The organism is Pseudomonas cichorii (genome assembly GCF_018343775.1).
Taxonomy (GTDB): domain Bacteria; phylum Pseudomonadota; class Gammaproteobacteria; order Pseudomonadales; family Pseudomonadaceae; genus Aquipseudomonas; species Aquipseudomonas cichorii.
Window position 1 is genome coordinate 4,984,715 of the sequence record NZ_CP074349.1, and the last position, 24,086, is coordinate 5,008,800.

Here is a 24,086-nt window from a genome sequence, read left to right on the forward strand (position 1 = left end):
TGCCCGAAAGGCAGTGGAACCCCATGCTGCTAGCCCGGAACGCGACGGATCTTGGCACCCAGCATTTGCAGCTTCTCTTCGATGCACTCATAACCACGGTCGATGTGGTAGATGCGATCGATCAGGGTATCGCCCTGGGCAACCAGCGCCGAAATCACCAGACTGGCCGATGCACGCAGGTCGGTCGCCATCACTGGCGCGCCCTTGAGCACTTCGGTACCGGTCACGATTGCCGTATTACCTTCCACCTGAATGTGTGCGCCCATGCGATGCATTTCATAGACATGCATGAAGCGGTTTTCAAAGATGGTTTCGATCACTGCGCCAGTGCCTTCCGCGATTGCGTTGAGCGAGATGAACTGCGCCTGCATGTCGGTCGGGAACGCCGGGTAAGGCGCGGTACGCACGTTGACCGCCTTGGGACGCTTGCCGTGCATGTTCAGCTCGATCCAGTCTTCGCCGCTGGTGATTTCTGCACCGGCTTCCTGGAGCTTGAGCAATACCGCTTCGAGGATGGTCGGATCGGTGTCCTTGACCTTGACGCGGCCACCGGTAGCAGCAGCGGCAACCAGGTAAGTACCGGTTTCGATACGGTCCGGCATGACTTTATAAGTCGCGGACCCCAGGCGCTTCACGCCATCGATGGTGATGGTGTCGGTACCGGCGCCCTGGATTTTCGCACCCATGGCAATCAGGAAGTTCGCCAGATCGACGACTTCAGGCTCACGGGCGGCATTCTGCAGAACGCTGCGGCCGTTTGCCAGGCTGGCAGCCATCATGATGTTCTCGGTACCGGTCACGCTCACGGTATCAAAGAAGAAGTTGGCACCACGCAGGCCGCCTTCAGGGGCCTTGGCCTTGATGTAGCCGCCTTCGACATCGATGATTGCGCCCATGGCTTCAAGGCCACGGATGTGCAGGTCGACCGGACGCGAACCGATGGCGCAACCGCCAGGCAATGCGACTTCGGCCTCACCGAAACGGGCAACCATCGGGCCCAGAACCAGAATCGACGCACGCATGGTTTTAACCAGTTCGTACGGCGCGACCAGGGTCTTGATGGTGCGCGGGTCGATCTCGACGCTGAGTTTCTCGTCGATTACAGGCTCGATGCCCATACGACCGAACAGCTCGATCATGGTGGTGATGTCGTGCAGGTGCGGCAGGTTCTGAACGACTACCGGGCCATCGGCCAGCAGCGTAGCCGAGAGAATCGGCAGGGCAGAGTTCTTTGCCCCGGAAATGCGAATTTCGCCATCAAGACGAACGCCGCCGGTAATAATCAATTTATCCATTAGAATCTCGACACCAATTGGCTCAGGTGCGCTCGGCCCAGGCAGCGCGGCTGAAAAATTTCATAGTGACCGCGTGGATGCTGCCATCGGCAATCCAAGGGTTCAAATGGGCATAGATGTTTTGCTGACGCTTGACGGGGCTCAGGCTGGCCATCTCGTCACTGATGATATTCAGCTGGAAATTGCAGCCTTGGCCTTCAACTTCCACCTGGATTTCGGGCAGCTTTCCTTCAAGGAAGCTCTTAACTTCTACAGCCTGCATGCTTAACCTCGATCGGCGCCCTACGCGCGCGGGTCGGCCATCATACAAAAAAGCCCATGCTATGCGAACCCCAACGAAGGGGTGCCAGACAAAGGGCTTTCCCGATAACCGCTATTAATGAATATCCAAAAGCTCGCTCAAGCCGGATACACGGGCAATTTCCCGCATATCCTCGGGCAATGACTGCACGCTGACCGACTTCCCCGCATCACTGGCGTCACGCATGAACGCCAGCAACAGGGCCAGCCCTACGCTGCTGGACTTCACCACGCCGGAGCAGTCCAGAATCAGGTTCGGTGCATCGCTGGACTTGATGAGGGCCGCGCCCTGCTTGCGCAGTTGCGGCCCGCTACGGTAATCCAGCACGCCCGTCAGCTGCAATTGCCCCGGCGAACCAAAGCGTACGGCAGACTCACTCATTGCGCAGACTTCTGCGCAGCTTCGGTCGTCACTTCCTTGGCCTTGGCGACTTCACCCGCCCAGCCATCGATGGTCTTGTCCAGGTCGTTGCCATTACGCTGCATGGCATCGGCGAACTGGTCACGGAACAGCTTGCCGATGTTGATGCCATTGATGATCACGTTACGTACTTTCCACTCACCGTTGATTTTCTCAAGGGTGTAGGAAACCGGATAAACCGCGCCGTTGTTGCCTTTGACCTGCATATCGACGCTGGTGCGATCAGCACCCTCATCCTTGGCAGGAGAAACGATGATGCCCTGGTTGTTGTATTCCAGCAGCGCATTGCCATAGAACTGCATCAGGCTGCGCTTGAAGTTTTCCTGGAAACGCTGCATCTGCTCAGGTGTAGCCTTGCGCGAGTACTTGACGGTCATGATGCTTCTGGAAATGCCGTCAGCATCCACTACCGGGCCAACGATACGGTTCAAGGCATCGTAGAACGCGCTCGGATTGGATTTGTACTGCTCTTTGTTGCTGGCCAGATCGCTCAGCAACTCCTTGGTGGTGCGATCTACCAGGTCATGAGCGGACGGAGTTGCCGCCGCATTTGCCATCATCGGCAGCACGGCCAGCAACACCAGCAGACCACGGCGCAGGATAGAGATCATTTAAAGCTCCTCATTTGGCTTCTTTACTCACGGTATTGAGCAGGAATTTCCCGATCAGGTCTTCCAGCACAAGCGATGACTGCGTGTCATGGATCGTGCTGCCGTCCTTGAGCAGGGACTGGTCACCGCCCACGCTGATACCAATGTATTTTTCACCGAGCAAGCCGGAAGTCAGGATCGAAGCGGTGGAGTCAGAAGGCAGGTTATCCACCTTTTTCTGGATCTCCAGCGTTACACGACCGGTAAAGGTGTCACGATCCAGATCGATTGCCGTTACCCGGCCGATCGGCACACCCGCCATGCTCACCTTGGCTCTGACAGTCAAACCGGCGATATTGTCGAAGTATGCGTAAAGTTTATAACTGTCATTGGTCGCACTGGCGCTCAAGCCGCTGACACGCAGGGCGAGCAATAGCAAAGCCAGTATCCCGGCCAGCAGGAACAGGCCGACACCGGTTTCGATTGCACGGTTTTGCATCAGAAATCTCCAAACATCAAGGCGGTCAGAATAAAGTCGAGGCCCAACACTGCCAGTGAGGCATATACAACCGTTTTGGTCGTGGCGCGGCTGATCCCTTCGGAAGTAGGTTCACAGTCATAGCCCTGGAAAACAGCGATCCAGGTCACCACGAAGGCAAAGACGACACTTTTGATAACACCATTGAGCACATCACTGGTGAAGGAAACGCTACTCTGCATGTTCGACCAGAAGGAGCCTTCATAGACACCCAGCCAGTCGATTGCGACCCACGAGCCGCCCCAGATTCCGACCACACTGAAAATGATCGCCAGCAGCGGCAGGGAAATGAACCCGGCCCACAGGCGTGGTGCAATGATGTACTTGAGAGGGTCGACACCGATCATTTCAAGGCTGGACAACTGCTCGGTGGACTTCATGTTGCCGATTTCCGCCGTCAGTGCGGAACCGGCACGCCCGGCAAACAGCAGCGCTGTCACCACGGGGCCCAACTCGCGCAGCAGGGTCAATGCGACCATCTGGCCCACGGCCTGCTCCGAACCGTATCTGGCCAGGATACTGAAACCCTGAAGGGCCAGTACCATGCCGATGAAAATGCCCGACACGACGATGATGACCAGAGACATCACGCCCACCGAGTACAACTGCTTGATCAACAGCGAAAAACCGCCGCCGATCCCGCCACGCCCCAGCAAGGCATGGCCCAGAAAGATGCCGGATCGCCCCAGCACTGCAACGGTATCAATGGCCGAACGCCCGAACAGGCGAATACGGTCCAGCAATGACTTATTGCGCATCAGCGCTTCCCCAAAAGATCTTCACGAAAATCCGGTGCCGGATAGTGAAACGGAACGGGGCCATCCGGCTCGCCGGTCATGAACTGACGAATGCGCGGATTATCCGAGGACATCAGTTCCTGCGGCGTACCCTGCCCCAACACCTGTCCGTCTCCGACGACGTAAAGGTAGTCCGCGATACTTGCTGTCTCGGAAAGATCATGAGACACCACGATACTGGTGATCCCTAGCGCATCGTTGAGCAAGCGGATCAGACGCACCAGAACCCCCATGGCTATCGGGTCCTGCCCGACAAAGGGTTCGTCGTACATGAGAATCTGCGGATCGAGAGCGATAGCACGGGCAAGCGCCACACGACGCTTCATGCCACCGGACAACTCGTCGGGCATCAGCTCGAGCGCGCCGCGCAAGCCCACTGCCTGCAACTTGAGCAGGACAATGTCGCGGATCATCTCTTCCGGCAACTGGGTGTGAACGCGCAAGGGAAAGGCGACGTTCTCGAAAACATCGAGATCGGTGAACAAGGCGCCGCTCTGGAACAGGACCCCCATGTTCTTGCGCGCATCGAACAGGTCGCTGCGTGACAGCTCGGGCAGGTTCTGGCCATTGACCCAGACCTCGCCCGAACTTGGCCGCAATTGCGCTCCCATGAGCCGAAGCAAGGTCGTCTTGCCACAGCCGGACGGCCCCATGATCCCGGTGACCTTCCCCTTGGGAATACGAATATCGACATCAGTGAATATGCTGCGCGTGCCGCGTTTGAAGGACACTCCTTTCAAATCGACCGCGTAGGCGTCATCGGCGCTCATCTAAACTCCTTGCGATACAGCTTCTCCCTTCTCCTGCCTGGCTCTCGCGAGACACAGACAGCACGGGCCAGCCGAACAAGCCGCGCACTATATCACCGCAGCAGCACGCCACCCAAGAAGAGAACCTGTTTGTTAGATACCCCACAGCACCTTGCAGACACCCTGTGCATGCTGAAATAAACCTGAGAACAGCCCTTGCAATAACCCCGAAAGGCTGAACAAGCCACTCCAGATACAACTCCATGACGATCAGACGTGAGGGAATCGTACATTACCGCTATAATCGCCGCCTTTCAGCAAGCCGACTAATTCAAGATATGACCCGATCCAGCGACCTGACTCAATCCGCGCAACGAACCATCCGCCTCGAAATGGAAGCCATACAAGGCTTGCTCGGCCATCTCGATGCCGATTTCGTGCGCGCGTGCGAAATGATTCTGGCCAGCAAGGGACGCGTCGTAGTGGTCGGCATGGGCAAGTCCGGACACATCGGCAGAAAGATCGCCGCGACCCTGGCCAGCACCGGCACGACCTCTTATTTCGTGCATCCCGCCGAAGCCAGCCATGGCGACATGGGCATGATTACCCGCGACGACATCATTCTGGCCCTGTCCAACTCCGGCACGACCAATGAAATCGTTACCCTGCTGCCACTGATCAAGCGTCTGGGCATCAAGATGATCAGCCTGACGGGCAACCCGGCCTCAGTCATGGCCAAGGCGGCCGACGTCAACCTCAACGTCCAGGTGGAACACGAAGCCTGCCCGCTGAACCTGGCACCCACGTCTTCGACTACCGCCGCCCTGGTCATGGGCGACGCCCTGGCTGTTGCCTTGCTCGAGGCGCGCGGCTTTACCGCAGAAGATTTCGCGTTCTCGCACCCCGGCGGCGCACTGGGCCGACGCCTGCTGCTCAAAGTCGAGAACATCATGCACACTGGCGACGCCCTGCCCAAGGTTCAGCGCGGCACCCCGCTACGCGATGCACTGCTGGAAATGACCCGCAAGGGCCTGGGCATGACCGCAATCGTCGACGCCGACGGCAAGCTGGCCGGGATCTTCACCGATGGCGACCTGCGCCGCACCCTGGATCGCCCGATCGACATTCGCGAAACCACTATAGATGAAGTCATGACCCTTCATGGCAAGACGGCCCGCGCAGAGATGCTCGCCGCCGAAGCCCTGAAAATCATGGAAGATCACAAGATCGGCGCGCTGATCGTCGTCGACGCCGATGACCGCCCGACCGGCGCCTTCAACCTGCAGGACCTGCTGCGAGCGGGTGTCATGTAATGGCGACTCTTCTGCTCTTTATGAATCAGGAACAAATCACCTGCCGGGGCAACGATCTGCCAGACTTGTCGCCTGCGCGCCAGGCAACATTGAAGCAGCCCGCCATGCGCCCTTATGGAAGCCTTTTCTATGTTCAGTAAGAAAATACGCACGATTCTGACTTTCGGGGTGCTGGCACTGCTGCTTGCTGCAGTCGGCTACTGGAACATCAGCCCGGAAAGCTTCATGGATCAGCCTGTCGCCGCCACCGACGACACCGCCATCGACTATTACGCCATCAATGCCCATAGCGTGCAGTACCTGCCCGACGGCAAGATGCAATACGACATGACTGCCGACAAGGTCGAACACGTCAAGGCAACGGACATCACCCTGCTGACCAAACCCGACCTGCACATGTACCGCGGCACCCTGTTCCCGTGGCACGTACAGAGCGAGCGTGGCGAAGTTTCGCCGGGCGGCACCGAAGTTGAACTGATCGACTCCGTACGTGTTGCACGTACCGATGAAAAGCAGCGTACGACTATCATTACCAGCAGTCGTATGACCGTATTCCCACAGAAGCAATATGCGCAGACCGAGCAAGTGGTTAGAATCGACGCCGCTGGCGGTGTAACGACAGCCAAGGGAATGAAAGCGTATTTGAACGACGGCAGGATGGACCTGCTGTCCAACGTAAGAGGACAGTATGAGTCTCGTTAAAACTCTTCCTTTTTTGCTCGGCCTGGGCGCAGCACTGGGAAGCGCGAGCGCCTGGTCCCTGCCAACCGACCGCGATCAGCCGATTCACATCCAGTCTGACGATGCGCAGCTCGATGACAAGAAAGGCGTTGCCACCTACAAGGGCAACGTGATCATCACTCAGGGTTCGATGAAGATCACCGGTAATACCGTGACCATCACTCGTAACGCACAGGGCGAAGTCGACGTATTCACCTCCGTCGGCAACCTGGCCTATTACGAGCAGAAACCCTCGGTAGACAAGCCGATCGTGCAGGCCTATGGCGTCACCATCCAGTATTACGCGGCACAGGATCGCATCGTACTGATCGACAAGGCCAAGGTCATCAACGATGGCAACACCTCCGAAGGCGAGAAGATCGTCTATGACACCGTGAAGCAGGTCGTCACCGCAGGCCGAGCCAATGGCGGCGCCAAAGTGACTGCACCGCGCCCACGGATCGACATGGTCATCCAGCCTAAAAAGAAAACCGAACAGCAGAAGGCCCAGTAAATGGCGACGCTTAAAGCCCAGCACCTGGCTAAAAGCTACAAGAGTCGTCAGGTCGTACGCGACGTAAGCCTGTCCATCGACAGCGGTCAGATCGTAGGCTTGCTCGGCCCCAACGGCGCCGGCAAGACGACCTGCTTCTACATGATCGTCGGTCTGGTACAGGCCGATCAGGGCCGCGTCCTGATTGATGACCTCGATGTCAGCCACCAGCCGATGCACGGCCGCGCCCGCGCAGGTATTGGCTATCTGCCTCAGGAAGCCTCGATCTTCCGCAAGCTGTCCGTAGCCGACAACATCATGGCCATCCTCGAAACCCGCAAGGAACTCGACTCAGCCGCTCGTCGCAAGGAGCTGGAAAGCCTGCTTCAGGAATTCCACATTACCCACATCCGCGACAACCTGGGCATGAGCCTTTCGGGTGGTGAGCGCCGCCGCGTGGAAATTGCCCGGGCACTGGCCACCGCACCCAAGTTCATCCTGCTCGACGAGCCTTTCGCAGGCGTAGACCCCATCTCGGTGGGCGATATCAAACAAATCATTCATCACCTCAAAGCCAAGGGCATCGGCGTGCTGATCACCGATCACAACGTGCGCGAAACCCTGGATATCTGCGAAACCGCCTACATCGTGAACGACGGGCAATTGATTGCCGAAGGCGACTCGGAAACCATTCTGGCCAACCAACTGGTGAAAGAGGTCTACCTCGGCCACGAGTTCCGCCTGTAGTCGATCCTGTGTGAGCTCTCTTGATGCGAGCTTTGCCTAAGCATCCTGTTGACAATGCATTTTTTGTCATGATGCTCTAGGCAAACACTTCAGATTCAGGCATATAACTTGCTTAAGCTGGCGCTTCGGCGCCCTGTAGTGGATGGCGCATGTGCGCCGGCGAATAAGGTGTTTAGCCCCTGCCATGAAACCATCGCTAGTCTTGAGAATGGGCCAGCAGCTGACGATGACACCGCAGCTGCAACAGGCTATCCGCTTGCTCCAGTTATCGACCCTGGACCTCCAGCAAGAGATTCAGGAAGCACTGGAATCCAATCCTATGCTGGAACGCCAGGAGGAAGGCGAGGACTTCGACAACTCCGACCCTCTGGCCGACAACATTGAGCAAAAGCCCAATACCGAGATCCAGGAGCCCAGCTATCAGGAATCCGCACCCACTGTGGACAACCTGGAAGAGGGCGAATGGAACGAGCGCATTCCAAACGAATTGCCCGTCGATACCGCCTGGGAAGATGTCTACCAGACCAGCGCCAGCAGCCTGCCCAGCAACGATGACGACGAATGGGACTTCACCACCCGCACGTCCGCGGGCGAAAGCCTGCAGAGCCATCTGCTGTGGCAATTGAACGTGGCGCCGATGTCCGACAAGGACCGGCTGATTGCCGTCACCCTGATCGACTGCATCAATAACCAGGGCTATCTCGACGAAACCCTCGAAGAAATCGTCGAAGCCTTCGATCCCGAACTGGATATCGAACTCGACGAGATCGAAGCCGTTCTGCACCGTATCCAGCAATTCGAGCCTGCCGGTATCGGCGCCCGCAACCTGAGCGAATGCCTGCTGCTGCAATTGCGCCAGCTACCGGCCAAGACCCGCTGGCTGAGCGAAGCCCAGCGCCTGGTCACCGACTATATCGACCTGCTGGGCAGTCGCGACTACACCCAGCTCATGCGGCGCATGAAGCTCAAGGAAGACGAACTGCGCCAGGTCATCGAACTGGTCCAGAGCCTCAACCCGCGCCCCGGCTCGCAGATCGAATCCACCGAAGCCGAATATGTCGTGCCCGATGTGATCGTGCGCAAGGACAACGAACGCTGGCTGGTGGAGCTGAATCAGGAATCCGTGCCACGCCTGCGGGTCAACCCGCAATATGCCGGTTTTGTGCGCCGGGCCGACACCAGCGCTGACAACACCTTCATGCGCAATCAGTTGCAGGAGGCCCGCTGGTTCATCAAGAGCCTGCAGAGCCGCAACGAAACCCTGATGAAGGTTGCCACCCAGATCGTCGAACATCAGCGCGGTTTTCTCGAGTATGGCGACGAAGCCATGAAGCCGCTCGTCCTGCACGACATCGCCGAAGCGGTGGGCATGCACGAGTCTACGATTTCCCGCGTGACCACCCAGAAGTTCATGCATACCCCAAGGGGTATTTACGAGCTGAAATACTTCTTTTCCAGCCACGTCAGCACCTCCGAAGGTGGGGAATGCTCTTCGACGGCCATCCGCGCAATCATCAAGAAACTGGTTGCAGCGGAAAATCAGAAAAAGCCGTTGAGTGATAGCAAGATCGCTGGTTTACTGGAGGCACAAGGCATTCAAGTAGCCCGTCGCACAGTAGCCAAGTACCGCGAGTCGCTCGGAATTGCACCTTCGAGTGAACGCAAGCGACTGATGTGATGCAGGCAGAGCCACAGCGTTCCAGCGGCAGGAATGAACTCCTGCTTCTTTATGCACTGGCAAAGGAGAAAGCTGTATGCAAGTCAATATCAGTGGACACCAACTGGAAGTGACCAAGCCCCTTCGCGAATACGTTGAGCTCAAGCTCAAGAAGCTCGAAGGGCATTTTGACAAGATTACTAACGTGCAGGTCACCCTGGCGGTCGAGAAGCTCAAGCAGAAGATCGAAGCCACACTGCACATCCATGGTGGAGAGGTCGTAGCCAACGCCGAACATGACGACATGTACGCGGCCATCGACCTTCTCACTGATAAGCTCGACAGACAATTGCTCAAGCATAAGGAGAAGCAGCAGAACATCCTTAAAGGTGCGACAGCTCGCTGACACTCATCCCAATGATCCGACTTGAAAACATCCTGACCCCCGGCCGTTCATGCGTGAACGTGTCGGGCGGCAGTAAAAAACGTGTACTCGAACAAATTGCCAACCTGATCGGTCGAGAAGTACCGAGCATGGACCAGCAAAGTGTGTTTGAAAGCCTTGTTGCCCGCGAAAAACTGGGATCTACCGGTTTTGGCAACGGCATTGCCATCCCCCATTGCCGCCTTGCAGGCTGTGAAACACCTGTGAGCGCAGTCATGCGCCTGGAATCGCCTATCGATTTCGACGCCATCGATGGTGCCCCGGTCGACCTGCTATTTGTCCTGCTCGTCCCGGAAGCGGCCACCGATGAACACCTGGAGCTGCTGCGCCAGATAGCCAGCATGCTTGACCGCACTGAAGTGCGTGACCGCCTACGCAGTGCCGAAAGCGGTGAAACGCTTTATCAAGTGGTACTGGACGTACAGAACGGACATTGAGCATGCGCCTGATCGTCGTGAGTGGTCGTTCGGGTTCTGGCAAGAGCACAGCGCTGAATGTGCTGGAAGACAACGGTTTCTATTGCGTAGACAACGTTCCTGCCGGCCTCCTTCCGGAACTGGCAGAGCGTGCGCTGATGAACAGCGAGCTGGCAGAGCCTCTGCTGGCAGTGTCCATCGATGCACGCAATCTCCCGAGCCACCTGACGCGTTTCCCGCAGATCCTCGCCGAACTTCGTGCACTCAATATCCAGTGCGACGTGCTCTACCTGGACGCCGACGAAGCGACGCTGCTCAAACGCTTCTCCGAAACCCGTCGTCGTCATCCGCTGAGCACGGCGAATCGTTCGCTGGCAGAAGCCATACACGACGAAACGACTCTGCTGGGGCCAATCATCGATCTGGCAGATCTCAAGATCAACACCACGCACCTGAACCTCTATCAACTACGCGACACCCTCAAGCTTCGCCTGCTGAACAGGCCTGAAGCCGGTACCGCCTTCCTGATCGAGTCGTTCGGTTTCAAGCGCGGCATGCCTGTGGACGCCGACGTCGTATTCGATGTGCGCTGCCTGCCCAATCCGTACTGGAAGCCTGAACTGCGCGATCATTCGGGCCTCGATGCTCCCGTTGTCGAATACCTGGCAGCCCAGCCTGATGTCGAAGAGATGTTCCAGGACATTTTTTCCTACCTCAACAAATGGCTGCCTCGCTTTGCTGCCAGCAACCGCTCGTACGTCACCATTGCCATTGGCTGCACAGGCGGGCATCACCGCTCCGTCTACCTGACAGAGCGCCTGGGTCAGGTCCTGCAACAATCACTCAAGAACGTTCAGGTCCGCCACCGCGACCTCAGCTGAAGGATTTTCACTGCGATGCCCGCTCGTCAAATCACCATTATCAACAAACTGGGCCTGCACGCCCGCGCAGCCGCCAAGTTCGTTGGCGTCGCAGGCAAGTTTCCTTGCCAGATCAGGGTTGGCCGCTCACCGGAGAGCATGGTCGACGGCAAAAGCATCATGGCCGTAATGATGCTGGCTGCCGGCAAAGGCACGGATATTCACCTGCTGACCGAAGGCGAAGGCGAGCAGGATGCCCTGGACGGACTGGTCGAACTGATCAATAACAAGTTCGATGAAGGCGAGTAAGGCGATTGGCTAATGCCTGGCAGTTAAGAGGCAGGGGCAAAATTCGTGGTGGGGCCTTGGCCGCGACAGTCATTTTCAGATGCTAAAAATGTGTTGCCTGTATACAGGCCGTCGCGGCCAAGGCCCCTCCACCTCGATAACATGTACGCACTGACTGAGGAGTCACCCCTCAAACCAGCGCCGTATCCATCACCATCATCAAACAAAAACCTGCAATCAATCCCAAACTGGCAATCTTGTTATGCCCGTTCAGGCGGGACTCAGGGATGATTTCATGGGTCACCACCAGCAGCATTGCGCCAGCCGCCAAGGCCAGGCCGAATGGTAGCAGTTGCTCGGCAATGCCCACCAGCCAGGCACCGAGCAGGGCAAAGAGCGGTTCGACGAGGCCAGAAGCCGCGCCAATCAGGAACGCCTTGCCGCGCGACATTCCAGCACCTGCCAGCACCATGGCGATCACCAGCCCTTCAGGCACGTCCTGCAAGGCAATGCCGATGGCCAGGCTATCAGCCTCCGACAGGCCACCACCCGCCGAAACGCCAATCGCCATGCCTTCCGGGATGTTGTGAGCCACGATGGCAATCACGAACAGCCAGATTCGCGGAGCAATCGCCGGATGTCCGGGCGTACCACCCAGCGGCGAACCTCTGGAGACGCTGTAATCCACCATGAACAGGCACAAGGCTCCCAGCACGATGCCTGCGCTGATCAGGCCACCCGCGCCCCAGGCAGAAAAACCAAGACCTTCGGCAGCTTCAAGCCCCGGCACAATCAGGGAAAACGCCGTCGCTGCCAGCATGACACCAGCACCGAAGCCGAGCAGCCCATCGGACACCATGATCGGCATGTTACGGATCACCAGTACCGGAACCGCCCCTAATGCCGTGCCCAGAGCACAGATCGCGCCGCCTTCCAGCGCCCGCATCAGGCGCGGCTCAAGGTCGAGCCAGGCCAGCCCTTGTGCGCCCAGCAATGCCATGCCGGCCAACAGCAGAACTGTCCCGATCGCCAGACGAAACAACCGCACGCTGCTGACTGTAAGTATTTCCGAACGCATAAACTGCCTTAGGTCTTTATTGGAGAATCAGGCCAAAGCGGCCTGGTAGCGCCGGGATACCTCATCCCAGTTGACCACGTTGTAGAACGCGTTGATGTATTCGGGGCGACGGTTCTGGTAGAGCAGGTAGTAAGCGTGTTCCCAGACGTCCAGGCCAAGGATCGGTGTGTTGCCGTTCATCAACGGGCTGTCCTGGTTACCACTGCTTTCCACCACGAGTTTTTTCTCGGGCGTCACGCTCAGCCAGGCCCAGCCACTGCCGAAACGGGTCAGGGCCGCTTTGGTGAAAGCGTCCTTGAAGCTGTCGAAACCGCCCAGTTGCTCATCGATAGCCTTGGCAACCTCGCCTTGAGGAAGACCACCGCCGCCAGGAACCATGACGGTCCAGAACAGGGAGTGGTTGGCATGGCCGCCACCTTGATTGATCACCGCCGGGCGCAGTTTTTCAGGCAATTGCTGGACGCTGGCCACCAGTTTCTCGATTGGCCACTCAGCGAACTCGGTGCCCTCGACAGCGGCGTTGAGGTTGTTGATGTAGGTCTGATGGTGTTTGGTGTAATGGATTTCCATGGTTTGCGCATCGATGTGCGGTTCCAGGGCATCGTAGGCGTAAGGCAGTGCAGGCAAGGTGTAAGGCATTTCAATGTGCTCCGTAGAAAAGGCCAGGAGTGGCGGCGGAATCTCGCTGCAACGATGAGCGCGTATGCTCGTTGTTGCTGTTCAGCAACCGATGCGTTCTTGGGTATTCGCCGTGCTCGCCGATGAAGCCCAACAGTTCGGCATAGGTCTTGTTGCTGTGGCGCAACGCGGCTTCGCGCAGGGCCTTGGGCAGACGCGGTTCCTGCATGGTTTGCAGCAGGTGTTGATGGATCGCGCACAAGTACTCGGCGCTCTCCTCAGGCTGACCCAGGCTCAGGTGCAGATCGGCCAGGTTGTGATGGGAAATGACACAGGCCGCCACCGCTTCATCGGCATCCGGCCAGCGTTCAAACAGCACTTGAGCCAGTGCCAGCGCCTGAAGGTAAAGCTCGCGGGCCTCGACCCACTCACCCTGATTGAAACAGCGATTGGCCAGTTCGATGGTGCGTTTCCAATGCTGCATGACATACCTCCAGGCGGGCTTGAATCAGATGCCGCCAGCAGTGAGTTTTTCGGGATTGAGCAGCACTTCCAACTGATTACGCTGCAAATCGGTGTGCTCAAGGGCTACATCGATGATCGGACGTCCTTGCTGGTACGCCTTCTTGGCGATTTCGGCGGCCTTCTGGTAGCCGATGATCGGATTGAGCGCCGTCACCAGGATCGGATTACGCGACAACGCTTCCTGGAGCTTAGCTTCGTTGACCTTGAAGCTGGCTATCGCCTTATCAGCCAACAGACGACTGGAGTTGGCCAGTAATTCGATACTACTGAGCAGGTTCTGGGCGATGATCGGCAGCATCACATTCAACTCGAAGTTGCCGGACTGCCCCGCCACGGTAATGGCCGCATCATTGCCGATAACCTGCGCAGCAACCATTGCGGTCGCTTCCGGGATCACCGGATTGACCTTGCCCGGCATGATCGACGAGCCAGGCTGCAAGGCTTGCAGCTCGATCTCACCCAGGCCGGCCAGCGGGCCGGAGTTCATCCAGCGCAAGTCGTTGGCGATTTTCATCAGGGAAACCGCTGTTGCCTTGAGCTGCCCGGACACCGCCACGGCGGTGTCCTGGGAACCGATCAGGGCAAAAAGATCCTTGCCGGGCTCGAACTGCACGCCACTCAAAGCGCTCAGGTGCGTGCTGAAACGCTTTGCAAACTCAGGATGCGCGTTGATGCCGGTGCCGACCGCTGTGCCACCTTGAGCCAGCGCCTGCAAGCTTGGCTGCAACCCTTGCAGGTGTTCGACATTGGCGCGAATCTGCTGCGCCCAGCCGTTCAGGACCTGGCTCAAGCGAACCGGCATGGCATCCATCAAGTGGGTACGGCCGGTCTTGACGAAAGCGTGCACCTGCACAGCCTTGTGCTCGGTGACCTGAACCAGATGATTCAGGGCCGGCAACAGTTGTTCGTGCAAGGCCAGGGCAGCGCTGACGTGGATAGTCGTCGGAATGATGTCGTTGCTGCTCTGGCCACAGTTGACGTGATCGTTCGCGTTAACCGTCTCACCCAGCACGCGGGTCGCCAGGGTGGCAATCACCTCGTTGGCGTTCATGTTGGTGCTGGTGCCGGAACCCGTCTGGTAGATATCCACCGGGAAGTGAGTCATGAAATCACCGGCCAGCAGCTCCTTTACAGCGCTGACGATGGCTTTGCTCTGCCCTTCGCTGATCTGCTCCAGCTCAAGGTTGGCTTGAGCCGCTGCCGCCTTGGCCAGCAACAGCGCACGAATGAACTGCCTGGGCATGCGCTGCTGGCTGATCGGAAAGTTATCCACCGCACGCTGAGTCTGTGCGCCATACAAGGCCTCGGCCGGGACTTGCAGCTCGCCCATGCTGTCGCGTTCGATACGGGTATTACTCATCGGAATGTCCTTGCACCAGTTCAGTGAGAGAAATCGAAGGCTGCAAAACGCAGGACGCCAGTTGATGCGCACAGGCTGCCCAGCGTTGCTGTCGTGCGGGTGTGGAGGCCAGCGCCTTTACGTCGCGCAACGGCCGCCAGGCCTGATCCAGACACAGGCAGCGCCAATGCCACGGCAAGACCGTGTCGCGTGCGGTGTCCATCAACAGGCGGAATGTGGTTTCGGCGATAAGCGTCTGGGGTGTAGCCGTGAAACGCGCCAGATAGCGCCCTTCAGCCAGGTAATGATCGATGAGGCGCGGTTCATCAGGCTCAAGGGCACAACGAATCCGCAGACTCAGACCGCGCCAGTTTTCCAGGTAAGGCAGCTCGTGTAACACAGACCCCATGACCGCATCTCATTTCGGAAATGATATTCATTATTGAATGAGATTAAGAATCAAAACAAGTGTGGAGTTTTTGCGAACCGAAAGAGGAGGATATGAAAGGGGAATTGAGGGATGGTTTTTCGCGAATGAATTCGCTCCCACTGCAGGAGCGAATTCATTCGCGAAGAGGAGATTTAGCTACCCGCGACAGTCATGCGCTCAATCAGCACCGAGCCTGTGCGAATGTTGCTGCGCAATTCAAGATCGCTGCCAATCGCGACAATCTGTTTGAACATGTCGCGCATATTGCCGGCAATGGTCACTTCCTGAACCGGGAACTGGATCTCGCCATTCTCGACCCAGAAACCCGCCGCGCCACGGGAGTAATCACCGGTCACGATGTTCAGGCCACTGCCCATCAATTCGGTGACCAACAGGCCGCGCCCCATGCGGCGGATCAGTGCAGCCTGATCTTCGCTGCCATGAGTGACGAACAGGTTATGCACGCCACCGGCGTTCGCCGTGCTGGGCAAGCCCAGTTTTCGGCCCGAATAAGTGCTCAGGACATAAGAAACCAGCGTACCGTTTTCCACGAACGGCTTGGCATAAGTCGCCAGACCATCACCATCAAAAGCAGAGCTGCCCATGGCGCGCATCAGGTGCGGACGCTCATCGATGGTCAGCCACTCAGGGAACAGCCGCTCCCCCAGAGTACCTTCAAGGAAGGAAGACTTGCGGTACAGGTTGCCACCGGCAATGGCTGACAACAGGCTGCCGAACAGTCCGCCCGCCATCTCGGCCGAGAACAGCACCGGAACCTCGCAGGTCGGAACAGGACGCGCGCCCAGACGACTGGCAGCACGTTGTGCAGCCTTGCGACCAATGCTCTGGGGATCAGCAAGCAGAGTGCCGATACGGTTGACGTCGTACCAGTAATCACGCTGCATCTGGCCTTCACCTTCGGCGATCATCACGCAACTGAGGCTGTGACGTGTCGAAGCGTAACCACCGATGAAACCATTGCTGTTGCCATAGACCCGGCAACCTTGATGGGCGTTGAGCGTGGTGCCATCGGCGTTCTTGATCCGGCTGTCAGCGTCAAACGCTGCGGCTTCACAGATCAAGGCCTGCTCGATGGCTTGCTCCGGGGTGATGTCCCAGGCATGGAACAGATCGAAATCCTTGTTCTCCCTGGCCATCAACGCAGCATCGGCAAGGCCGGAGCTTTCGTCCTCGGAAGTATGTTTGGCGATGGCCAAGGCTGCTGCCACGGTTTCGCGAATGGCGTCTGCGCCACTGGCCGAGGTGCTGGCCGAGCCTTTGCGCTGACCCAGGTACAAGGTGATACCAAACCCTTGGTCGCGGTTGAACTCTACGGTTTCCACTTCGCGCTGACGAACGGATGTCGACAGCCCCTGCTCCAGCGACACGGCAACTTCACAGGCACTGGCGCCCTGGCGCCTGGCTTCGGCAATGATCTGCTCGACCTGTTCCTGCAGTTCGGGCAAGGCCTGAGGGCCGACGCTTTGGGTTGCACTCATGATTTTCTCCATCAAATTCTGCTTTCGGCACACGCCGAATACCGACCGGACCGGACAAGCGGCCCTCGACTGGTTATCATGGCGGCGTTTATTTGCGGACGGCCCCCATGGTTGATTCTTACGACGACTCCCTCGACGGGGAGAAAAGCAAAAGCCAGGTAAAACGCGAGCTGCATGCTCTGGTTGATCTTGGCGAGCGACTGACGACATTCAAACCCGATGTACTGGCCAAGCTGCCTCTGACCGACGCCTTGCGCAAGGCTCTGGCGGATGCGCCGAAGCACACCGCGCACATTGCCCGCAAGCGCCACATCCAGTTCATCGGCAAGCTGATGCGCGATCAGGACCAGGAAGCCATTCTGGAATTGCTGGACCAACTCGATGCCTCCACTCGCCAGTACAACGAACGCTTCCACGCTCTGGAGCGCTGGCGTGATCGCCTGATCTCGGGCAACGACGACGACCTGGAAAAGTTCGTCATCGACTACCCGGACGCTGACCGCCAGCAACTGCGTTCATTGATCCGTCAGGCTCAACACGAAGTTGCACGCAACAAACCGCCGGCCACCAGCCGCAAAATCTTCAAATACATCCGTGATCTGGACGAGATTCAACGCGGTCTGCGTTGATCACGACCCTGGGGCTGATCGCAAGGATCAGCCCCGTCACACCCTCACCCGCCAGTGCCTCCGACCGTGATCGCATCAATCTTCAGGGTCGGCTGGCCAACACCCACCGGTACTGACTGGCCATCCTTGCCACACACGCCCACGCCGCTGTCGAGGGACATGTCGTTGCCGACCATCGACACTCGGCTCATGGCTTCCGGCCCGTTGCCGATCAGGGTCGCGCCCTTGACCGGAGCGGTGATCTTGCCGTCCTCGATCAGGTAGGCTTCGCTGGTGGAAAACACGAACTTGCCGCTGGTGATGTCGACCTGACCACCGCCCAGGTTGGCGCAATAAATACCTTTCTTCACCGAAGCGATGATTTCCTGTGGATCACTCTCGCCGCCCAGCATGTAGGTGTTGGTCATGCGTGGCATCGGCAGGTGTGCATAGGATTCGCGACGACCGTTGCCTGTGCGGGCGACGCCCATCAGGCGCGCATTGAGCTTGTCCTGCATGTAGCCCTTGAGAATGCCATTCTCGATCAGGGTTGTGCATTCGGTCGGCGTGCCTTCGTCGTCCACGCTCAGCGAGCCACGACGCCCGGCCAGCGTTCCGTCATCGACGATGGTGCAAAGGCTGGAAGCAACCTTTTCGCCAATCCTGCCGCTATAGGCCGAACTGCCCTTGCGGTTGAAGTCGCCCTCAAGGCCATGCCCGACCGCTTCGTGCAGCAGTACACCGGACCAGCCGGAACCCAGCACCACAGGCAAGGTGCCCGCCGGTGCCGGAATCGCTTCAAGGTTGACCAGTGCCTGACGCAGCGCCTCGCGGGCGTAGCCCATGGCTCGGTCTTCAGCGAGAAAATAACGGTAGTCGGTACGTCCGCCGCCGCCATGACCGCCGCGCTCGCGACGACCGTTCTGCTCGACGATGACGCTGACATTGAAACGCACCAGCGGCCGCACATCGGAGGCGAGCGTGCCATCGGCGGCAGCCACCAGAACCTGCTCCCAGACGCCGGACATGCTCACCGACACCTTCTGGATACGCGGGTCCAGAGCGCGGGTGGCAACATCGACGCTCTTGAGCAGTTCGACCTTCTCGGCACGGGTCAGCACTTCCAGCGGGTTATCCGGTGCATACAACCGGGCCACATCCTGAGAAGTGAATGCCTGGACCCGGCCATTCTGGCCTGCACGGGAAATCGAGCGAGCGGCACGGGCCGCCGTGTTCAAGGCTTCCAGAGTGATCGCGTTGCTGTAGGCGAAACCGGTTTTCTCACCCGACTGCGCACGCACGCCGACACCCTGGTCAAGGTTGAAGCTGCCTTCCTTGACGATGCCGTCCTCAAGAGACCAGGACTCCGAGATCATCCCCTGAAAGTAGAGGTCAGCCGCATCGATTCCCGGGCCGGCCAGCTCGCCCAGAACCGATTGCAGGCTATCCAGAGTCAAGCCACCGGGCGCCAGAAGATGTTCGCTGACAGAGGACAAGCCACTCATATTCACTCCGAAGCAGGCCGCACGGCGTCCTGCGAAAAAAAGCGCCGGTGACTGGACACCGGCATCCGCGCCCGTATGGACGCCTGTTCTTCATTGTCCCGTTCAGCCAGCAGCACAGCTTCACCCTGTTCCTGCCGACTCAGCACGCGACCCCATGGATCGACAATTGCCGCGTGCCCGTAGGTTTCCCGAGGCCCCGGATGAGTCCCACCCTGGGCGGCCGCCAGCAGATAACACTGGGTTTCGATGGCGCGTGCCCTGATCAGGACTTCCCAATGCGCCGCGCCGGTCACTGCCGTGAAGGCCGACGGCGCGGTAATCAATTCAGCCCCGGCTTCGCGCAGGGCGGTGTAAAGCTCCGGGAAGCGCAGGTCGTAACAGACACTCAGGCCCAAACGGCCCACAGGGGTGTCGGCAACCACCACGTTGTTCCCATGAGCATAGTCATCGGACTCACGATAGCGACCGCGATTGTCCGCGACGTCGGCATCGAACAGGTGCAGCTTGTCGTAGCGGGCCACCTGCTCGCCCTGCTCGTCCACCAGCAATGAGCAGGCCGTGACCTTGCCCTCCGGCTGGTCATCGGGCGGCAGTGGCAATGTTCCGGCGACAATCCATAACTTGAGGTCACGGGCAGCCAGTTTCAACCATGGCAGGATCGGGCCTTGTCCACGGGCCTCGGCGCGGCCGATATCGGCAACGTCACGACGCCCCATGGCGGCAAAGTTCTCGGGCAACACCGCAAGGCGCGCACCGCTTTCGGCTGCTTGCTCCAACAGCCTGCGGGCCTGGGCAAGATTGCCCTGCACGTCGCTCTGGCTGACCATCTGAATCACGGCAAAAGACATGACGCTTCCCTTAAATGGCCTGCCGCCACTGTACTCCATGACGCGCTATTGAGGTTTTTCAAAAGGCTTGTCGAACGTGATTTTCGGTTCTTTCCATGGCCCTTCGACCTTGTACTGCACGCTGGCAAAACGCGCAACGCGATCGCCCAGCAACTTGTCCACCAGAAACAGCGCACCACCGATGGCCGGAGCACCGACAATCAGCGCGGCAATCGGCAGGTTGTTGGTCACCGGCAAGGTCACCAGCAGCTTGGCATCGACCCGGTCACGCACCATGTCCAGCGTGCCGTTGAGTTCAAGATTGCTCGACGGCCCTGTCAGGGTAATGGGCTTGCGCGTGACGTAAACGCCGTCACTGGCCACCAGCAAACCTTTGACCCGATCGTAACTCAGGCCTTTGCCCAGCAGGTCGGAGAAGTCCAGGCGCAGACGACGGCCAATGGAGTTGAAGTTCAGCAAGCCGAACACCCGCAAAGCCTGAGCGCCGCCTTCCACTTCAACGAACTGGCCCTGACGCAATGTGGCGTCCAGGCTACCGGAGAAACGCTTGAGCCCAACCCAGGCAGGCGAACCCGGCCAGCGTCCATCGGCGTCCATCTCGAAGCTTTCGCTGGTGACCGTGGGCGCAAAGCCCCAGGCCTTGAGGACGTCAGCCAGATTGTTGCCGCTGATCTGCCCCTTGAACCAACTGCTGCTCGTGCCGGGCGCGCCTTCCCAACTGCCTTCGCCCTTGAGCAGCATGCCCTTGAGTTCAAGGTTCATATCGGACAGGCGAATACCGGTCGCCGAAGGCCTGATCTTCAAGGCCCAGCTCCCCAGCAATTGATCACCCTGGAACAACTGGGCAACCCTGATATCCGTCGCGGGAATCTTGCCCGGATCAACATCGGCCAGTGGGTCAGGCGGATTTTCGACCACGGCAGCGTTTGGATCGGGAGCTGGCAAGCGCACATAAAGCAGATCGATGCCAATGGGTACGGATTTGCTGTCGGGCAACGTGGCCGAGCCCTTGACCAGCGCGCTGTCCAGAGACAACGCCCAGGCAGCGGCATTGCGCTGCAACTGCACCCGGACCTGATCCAGAGTCGTGCCCATTGCCGTCAGCTTGCCGACCTGCAGGTCCACACCACTGAGCAACTGCTTGGCACTGCCGCCAGGATCGTTACCCGAATAGCGCTGTGCAATGGCCTGCCAGGGCGCTACGTCCAGCTCCGACAGGTTGCCGCGTATGCGCAAGCCCTTGGCATCGGGAACCACAGCGCTACCCTGGCCCAGAAACAGCTCTCCGCGCCCTTCGGCCAGCTTGCCAGCCGGCGTGGCAAAAGCCAGATTCGCCAACCCGCCATAAGCTGCATCAAAGCGCCGCTCGGCGCCCTGCAGCGTCATGTGAAACTCACTGTCACGCTCTTCTTCGGCGGCCTTGCCGAACGGTGCTGGCAGATCGACCGTCACGCCTTTGAGCCCGGAATTGATGAGCAACGAGCTGTCGCCCTCGTTGAGGGTCAGTTGCAGTTGATAAGGCAAGTCGCCTGAAACCGGCAACGGCTGAGTAATGCCCAGCCATTCGGTGAGCTTTTTCAGTGCTACCTGCCCGCTGCCAGCAACACGAGTCACGTTGGCGCCAGGCTTGCCTTCGGCAAAGACCTCGGCCGTCACCGGGCGATCAAACACTTGGGCACGAATCCCCTTGCCGCTTACACCCTTGGCACTGTCGAAGCGGAAATCGCCTTTGAGCTGAGTCAGCTCCAGCACCGGATCGGCGATCTTCAAACGTGCGCCTTCAGTACTGAAATCCACCGCGACCTTGGGTTCAACTCCCTTGGCCAGCGGGATATCCAGCTTCAGCTTGCCCTTGAGCGGCCCTTCGCCCTGCCAGCCCGCAAAGGTGCTGCCAGTGCCGATGGGCGCTTCCTGGAGAATCTTCATGCCGTCGGCCACAGTGCCGGCAAACTCGCCATCCACCAGCAGATGACTCGGCTGCCCGGCCGGAGCGTGGGGAATGTTCACCACGACTTTACTGACCTGGGTATTGAGCAATTGCCCTTTACTGGCCTTGACCCTCACGCCGCTGTTTTCCACATAGACCTGACCATCGACGCCCTTGAGCGATGGCCAGCCCGGCTGGAAGTCCAGAGTGGCGTCATGCACATCGAAAAACAGGCTGATGACGCGGGCCGTATCCGGCGAACCATGGTTAAGCGAACCCTGATACTGGAAATAGCCCTGGTTGACCGCACCGCCCACTACCGCCGTGCGTAACCACTTGTCCAGTTCCGGGCTCAGCACGGCTGGCAGGTACTTGCCGGTATAGCGGCCATCGCCATCGACCATGCCGACCCGCAGGTCCATGTAGTCTTCCTGATCGTGGTTGAAATGCAGACGGATCAGGAAGTCGGCGGCAATCTTGCCCTCCTCCCCCAGCACCTTGATGTACGGTGCGATGAGGGTGAAGCCCTGATCATCCAGCTTCCAGGTCAGGCGTGCGTTGGCTTTCAGGTAATGCCAGGGATTCTTGAAGATCGGGTCCAGATGCAGCATGAAGTCATCGGTGGCCAGACGCAGTTCGCCCTGCCCCAGATCGCCGCTGATGGCGCCACTGACGTTTCCGGCTGCCGGAGCGCCGTGATAGGCATTGAAACCCACCTTGTCCAGATTGGCAGCAAAGCTCAGACGCTTGTCGCCCACCGCCTGAGGCCGGTAATCGAGCAGCACATTGCGCAGCCCACCGGTAGCCTTGAGATTGTTGAGCGCCGTGCGAAAACCTTCCGGCAGCGGCGCGACGGAATCGAGCAGCGGCGTGACCGGTGTCAGATCCAGCCTGTCGGCCTGCACATGCCAGAGTTCTTCCTGACCATCGGTGGCAACCGTCTGGGTCAGCTTCAAACGGCTTTCCCAGCGATCCTTGCCCAGACTCATGGCCAGCGAATCCAGAGTCAGGTCAAAACCTGTATCGCTGCGCTGGAACCAGGCATTGAGGGCCAGATTGTCGATGACTGCGGGCTTTCGCTCGGCATAACCCGTCTTGATCTGTGGTGCATTGAGACGCGTGACACCACGTTGAACAGTCCCCTTGCCCCAGCTCAGCCAGAACTCGCCACCGGCCTTGAGCGTGGAAACCTTCCATTCACGGGTCAGGGCCTTGGGCAGCCACTTGGCCCAGTCGCTCTGAGGCAGGCTCAGATACAGATCGGCTTCGCCGTCCTTCCACTGGCTGGCCTGGATTCGCGAGCGCAGATTCAGGCTCAGCGGCTGGCCGTCCGGAAGGGTCATGCGCGCATCGAGGCGCTGATGATAGCTGCCAGTGAGCAGAGTGAAGTTGACATAGGTAAGGGTCAGCGGCGATTCGTCGAAAGGCTGCAGTGTCACCTGGCTGTCGAGCAGCGACAGGCGCGACACAACCTGCATCTGGTTGAGCAGCTTCTCGGGGTCGAGGGAGGCGTTGTCCTGAACAGGCAGCCCCTGGACTGCCCAGGCCCCGTCCTTGTCCTGCGTGAGAATGACCTGCAGGCCGCCGACCTCAAGATGAGCGATACGCACATCCCGGGCTTTCAGGCTGCCCAGAATATCGGGCAACACCGTGACCTGATCAAGACGCAAGGCACTGGAGCCCTCGCCCACCATCACATCATGGGCAACCAGCACCGGAGAAAACCCGCTCCAGCGTCCTTCCAGACTGCCAATGCTCAACGGCATGCCAAGGGCTGCACTGGCACGAGTCTCCACATCGACCCGGTACTCGGCGACCATGGGCATCAACTGACGCCCGAGGCTTACATACAAGGCAGCCAGAATCAGCGCCAGCGCGCAAAGACCCAGCCCCCAGCGAGTCAGGGCAGAAAAGAAACGGGACAGACGCTCCATTCAGAGAGCCCTCCGCAATAAAGCCCGGCAGTCAGCGTTGCTGAAATGAACCCGGTTTAGTACTGCAGGTGCGGCCCGGTACAGGTTTTGCTCATTTACCACGCATCATTCTCGTTATAAGGGCGTACGGCTCGTCGTCGTGGGCA

26 protein-coding genes are annotated in these 24,086 nt (G+C 58.8%); 10 read left to right on the forward strand and 16 right to left on the reverse strand.

Annotated features, from left to right (window positions below; all coding sequences use genetic code 11):
- Window positions 1-29: 29 nt before the first annotated feature.
- The 7 genes from murA to KGD89_RS21215 form a co-directional block, all read right to left on the reverse strand.
- Window positions 30-1,295 carry a UDP-N-acetylglucosamine 1-carboxyvinyltransferase gene (gene murA, locus KGD89_RS21185; RefSeq protein WP_025261767.1) on the reverse strand — a complete coding sequence of 422 codons (1,266 nt, stop codon included), beginning with the start codon at window positions 1,293-1,295 and terminating at the stop codon, window positions 30-32.
- Window positions 1,296-1,317: 22 nt separating this feature from the next.
- Window positions 1,318-1,557: a BolA family protein gene (locus tag KGD89_RS21190; RefSeq protein ID WP_025261768.1), complete on the reverse strand. Its 240-nt coding sequence runs from the start codon at window positions 1,555-1,557 to the stop codon at window positions 1,318-1,320.
- 114 nt (window positions 1,558-1,671) lie between these two features.
- A complete protein-coding gene (locus tag KGD89_RS21195; protein WP_025261769.1) occupies window positions 1,672-1,977 on the reverse strand; it encodes an STAS domain-containing protein in 306 nt (101 codons plus the stop codon).
- Window positions 1,974-2,627 (reverse strand): MlaC/ttg2D family ABC transporter substrate-binding protein, encoded by a 654-nt coding sequence (locus KGD89_RS21200; RefSeq protein ID WP_025261770.1) that lies wholly within the window; start codon window positions 2,625-2,627, stop codon window positions 1,974-1,976. The genes KGD89_RS21195 and KGD89_RS21200 overlap by 4 nt, the downstream gene beginning before the upstream one ends.
- Window positions 2,628-2,637: 10 nt before the next feature.
- Window positions 2,638-3,105 (reverse strand): outer membrane lipid asymmetry maintenance protein MlaD, encoded by a 468-nt coding sequence (gene mlaD / locus KGD89_RS21205; protein ID WP_025261771.1) that lies wholly within the window; start codon window positions 3,103-3,105, stop codon window positions 2,638-2,640.
- The gene (mlaE, locus tag KGD89_RS21210) at window positions 3,105-3,902 is read right to left on the reverse strand and encodes a lipid asymmetry maintenance ABC transporter permease subunit MlaE (RefSeq protein ID WP_025261772.1); all 798 of its coding nucleotides are present in this window, start codon (window positions 3,900-3,902) and stop codon (window positions 3,105-3,107) included. The genes mlaD and mlaE overlap by 1 nt, the downstream gene beginning before the upstream one ends.
- A complete protein-coding gene (locus tag KGD89_RS21215; protein WP_025261773.1) occupies window positions 3,902-4,711 on the reverse strand; it encodes an ATP-binding cassette domain-containing protein in 810 nt (269 codons plus the stop codon). Before KGD89_RS21215 ends, mlaE begins: the two co-directional genes overlap by 1 nt.
- Window positions 4,712-5,028: 317 nt before the next feature.
- Here KGD89_RS21215 and KGD89_RS21220 point away from each other — a divergent pair, with 317 nt between their 5' ends.
- The 9 genes from KGD89_RS21220 to KGD89_RS21260 all read left to right on the forward strand — a co-directional run bounded on the left by KGD89_RS21220 (window position 5,029) and on the right by KGD89_RS21260 (window position 11,650).
- Complete coding sequence (locus tag KGD89_RS21220; protein ID WP_025261774.1) at window positions 5,029-6,003, forward strand: KpsF/GutQ family sugar-phosphate isomerase; 975 nt, start codon at window positions 5,029-5,031, stop codon at window positions 6,001-6,003.
- Window positions 6,004-6,132: 129 nt separating this feature from the next.
- The gene (lptC, locus tag KGD89_RS21225; protein ID WP_025261775.1) at window positions 6,133-6,705 is read left to right on the forward strand and encodes an LPS export ABC transporter periplasmic protein LptC; all 573 of its coding nucleotides are present in this window, start codon (window positions 6,133-6,135) and stop codon (window positions 6,703-6,705) included.
- The gene (gene lptA, locus KGD89_RS21230; RefSeq protein ID WP_025261776.1) at window positions 6,692-7,237 is read left to right on the forward strand and encodes a lipopolysaccharide transport periplasmic protein LptA; all 546 of its coding nucleotides are present in this window, start codon (window positions 6,692-6,694) and stop codon (window positions 7,235-7,237) included. The genes lptC and lptA overlap by 14 nt, the downstream gene beginning before the upstream one ends.
- Window positions 7,238-7,963 carry an LPS export ABC transporter ATP-binding protein gene (gene lptB / locus KGD89_RS21235; protein WP_025261777.1) on the forward strand — a complete coding sequence of 242 codons (726 nt, stop codon included), beginning with the start codon at window positions 7,238-7,240 and terminating at the stop codon, window positions 7,961-7,963.
- Between the two features lie 184 nt (window positions 7,964-8,147).
- On the forward strand, window positions 8,148-9,641 hold the full coding sequence (locus tag KGD89_RS21240; RefSeq protein ID WP_025261778.1) for an RNA polymerase factor sigma-54: 1,494 nt from the start codon (window positions 8,148-8,150) through the stop codon (window positions 9,639-9,641).
- A gap of 76 nt (window positions 9,642-9,717) precedes the next feature.
- The gene (hpf, locus tag KGD89_RS21245; protein WP_025261779.1) at window positions 9,718-10,026 is read left to right on the forward strand and encodes a ribosome hibernation-promoting factor, HPF/YfiA family; all 309 of its coding nucleotides are present in this window, start codon (window positions 9,718-9,720) and stop codon (window positions 10,024-10,026) included.
- Window positions 10,027-10,037: 11 nt separating this feature from the next.
- A complete protein-coding gene (gene ptsN / locus KGD89_RS21250) occupies window positions 10,038-10,502 on the forward strand; it encodes a PTS IIA-like nitrogen regulatory protein PtsN (protein WP_025261780.1) in 465 nt (154 codons plus the stop codon).
- Between the two features lie 2 nt (window positions 10,503-10,504).
- A complete protein-coding gene (gene rapZ / locus KGD89_RS21255; protein WP_025261781.1) occupies window positions 10,505-11,362 on the forward strand; it encodes an RNase adapter RapZ in 858 nt (285 codons plus the stop codon).
- Between the two features lie 15 nt (window positions 11,363-11,377).
- Window positions 11,378-11,650: an HPr family phosphocarrier protein gene (locus KGD89_RS21260; protein ID WP_025261782.1), complete on the forward strand. Its 273-nt coding sequence runs from the start codon at window positions 11,378-11,380 to the stop codon at window positions 11,648-11,650.
- Between the two features lie 169 nt (window positions 11,651-11,819).
- On the opposite strand, the gene KGD89_RS21265 is transcribed toward KGD89_RS21260, so the two are convergent.
- From KGD89_RS21265 to pmbA, 6 genes are all read right to left on the reverse strand, one after another.
- Window positions 11,820-12,707 (reverse strand): ZIP family metal transporter, encoded by an 888-nt coding sequence (locus tag KGD89_RS21265; RefSeq protein ID WP_025261783.1) that lies wholly within the window; start codon window positions 12,705-12,707, stop codon window positions 11,820-11,822.
- Between the two features lie 27 nt (window positions 12,708-12,734).
- Window positions 12,735-13,346, reverse strand: a complete 612-nt coding sequence (locus KGD89_RS21270; RefSeq protein ID WP_025261784.1) for a superoxide dismutase — start codon at window positions 13,344-13,346, stop codon at window positions 12,735-12,737.
- Window position 13,347: 1 nt separating this feature from the next.
- Window positions 13,348-13,809, reverse strand: a complete 462-nt coding sequence (locus KGD89_RS21275) for a tetratricopeptide repeat protein (protein WP_025261785.1) — start codon at window positions 13,807-13,809, stop codon at window positions 13,348-13,350.
- A 24-nt stretch (window positions 13,810-13,833) separates the two neighbouring features.
- Window positions 13,834-15,210 carry a class II fumarate hydratase gene (locus KGD89_RS21280; RefSeq protein ID WP_025261786.1) on the reverse strand — a complete coding sequence of 459 codons (1,377 nt, stop codon included), beginning with the start codon at window positions 15,208-15,210 and terminating at the stop codon, window positions 13,834-13,836.
- Complete coding sequence (locus KGD89_RS21285) at window positions 15,203-15,598, reverse strand: hypothetical protein (RefSeq protein ID WP_025261787.1); 396 nt, start codon at window positions 15,596-15,598, stop codon at window positions 15,203-15,205. Before KGD89_RS21285 ends, KGD89_RS21280 begins: the two co-directional genes overlap by 8 nt.
- A gap of 173 nt (window positions 15,599-15,771) precedes the next feature.
- Complete coding sequence (gene pmbA / locus KGD89_RS21290; RefSeq protein WP_025261788.1) at window positions 15,772-17,118, reverse strand: metalloprotease PmbA; 1,347 nt, start codon at window positions 17,116-17,118, stop codon at window positions 15,772-15,774.
- A 107-nt stretch (window positions 17,119-17,225) separates the two neighbouring features.
- Here pmbA and yjgA point away from each other — a divergent pair, with 107 nt between their 5' ends.
- A complete protein-coding gene (yjgA, locus tag KGD89_RS21295; RefSeq protein ID WP_025261789.1) occupies window positions 17,226-17,747 on the forward strand; it encodes a ribosome biogenesis factor YjgA in 522 nt (173 codons plus the stop codon).
- A gap of 44 nt (window positions 17,748-17,791) precedes the next feature.
- On the opposite strand, the gene tldD is transcribed toward yjgA, so the two are convergent.
- The 3 genes from tldD to KGD89_RS21310 are packed head-to-tail and all read right to left on the reverse strand — an operon-like array spanning window position 17,792 to window position 23,940.
- Window positions 17,792-19,231: a metalloprotease TldD gene (gene tldD, locus KGD89_RS21300; RefSeq protein ID WP_025261790.1), complete on the reverse strand. Its 1,440-nt coding sequence runs from the start codon at window positions 19,229-19,231 to the stop codon at window positions 17,792-17,794.
- Between the two features lie 2 nt (window positions 19,232-19,233).
- Window positions 19,234-20,079, reverse strand: coding sequence for a carbon-nitrogen hydrolase family protein (locus KGD89_RS21305; protein ID WP_025261791.1), 846 nt, complete (start codon window positions 20,077-20,079; stop codon window positions 19,234-19,236).
- A gap of 45 nt (window positions 20,080-20,124) precedes the next feature.
- Entirely contained in the window at window positions 20,125-23,940 is a 3,816-nt protein-coding gene (locus KGD89_RS21310) for a YhdP family protein (protein ID WP_025261792.1), read from the reverse strand.
- Between the last annotated feature and the right edge of the window lie 146 nt (window positions 23,941-24,086).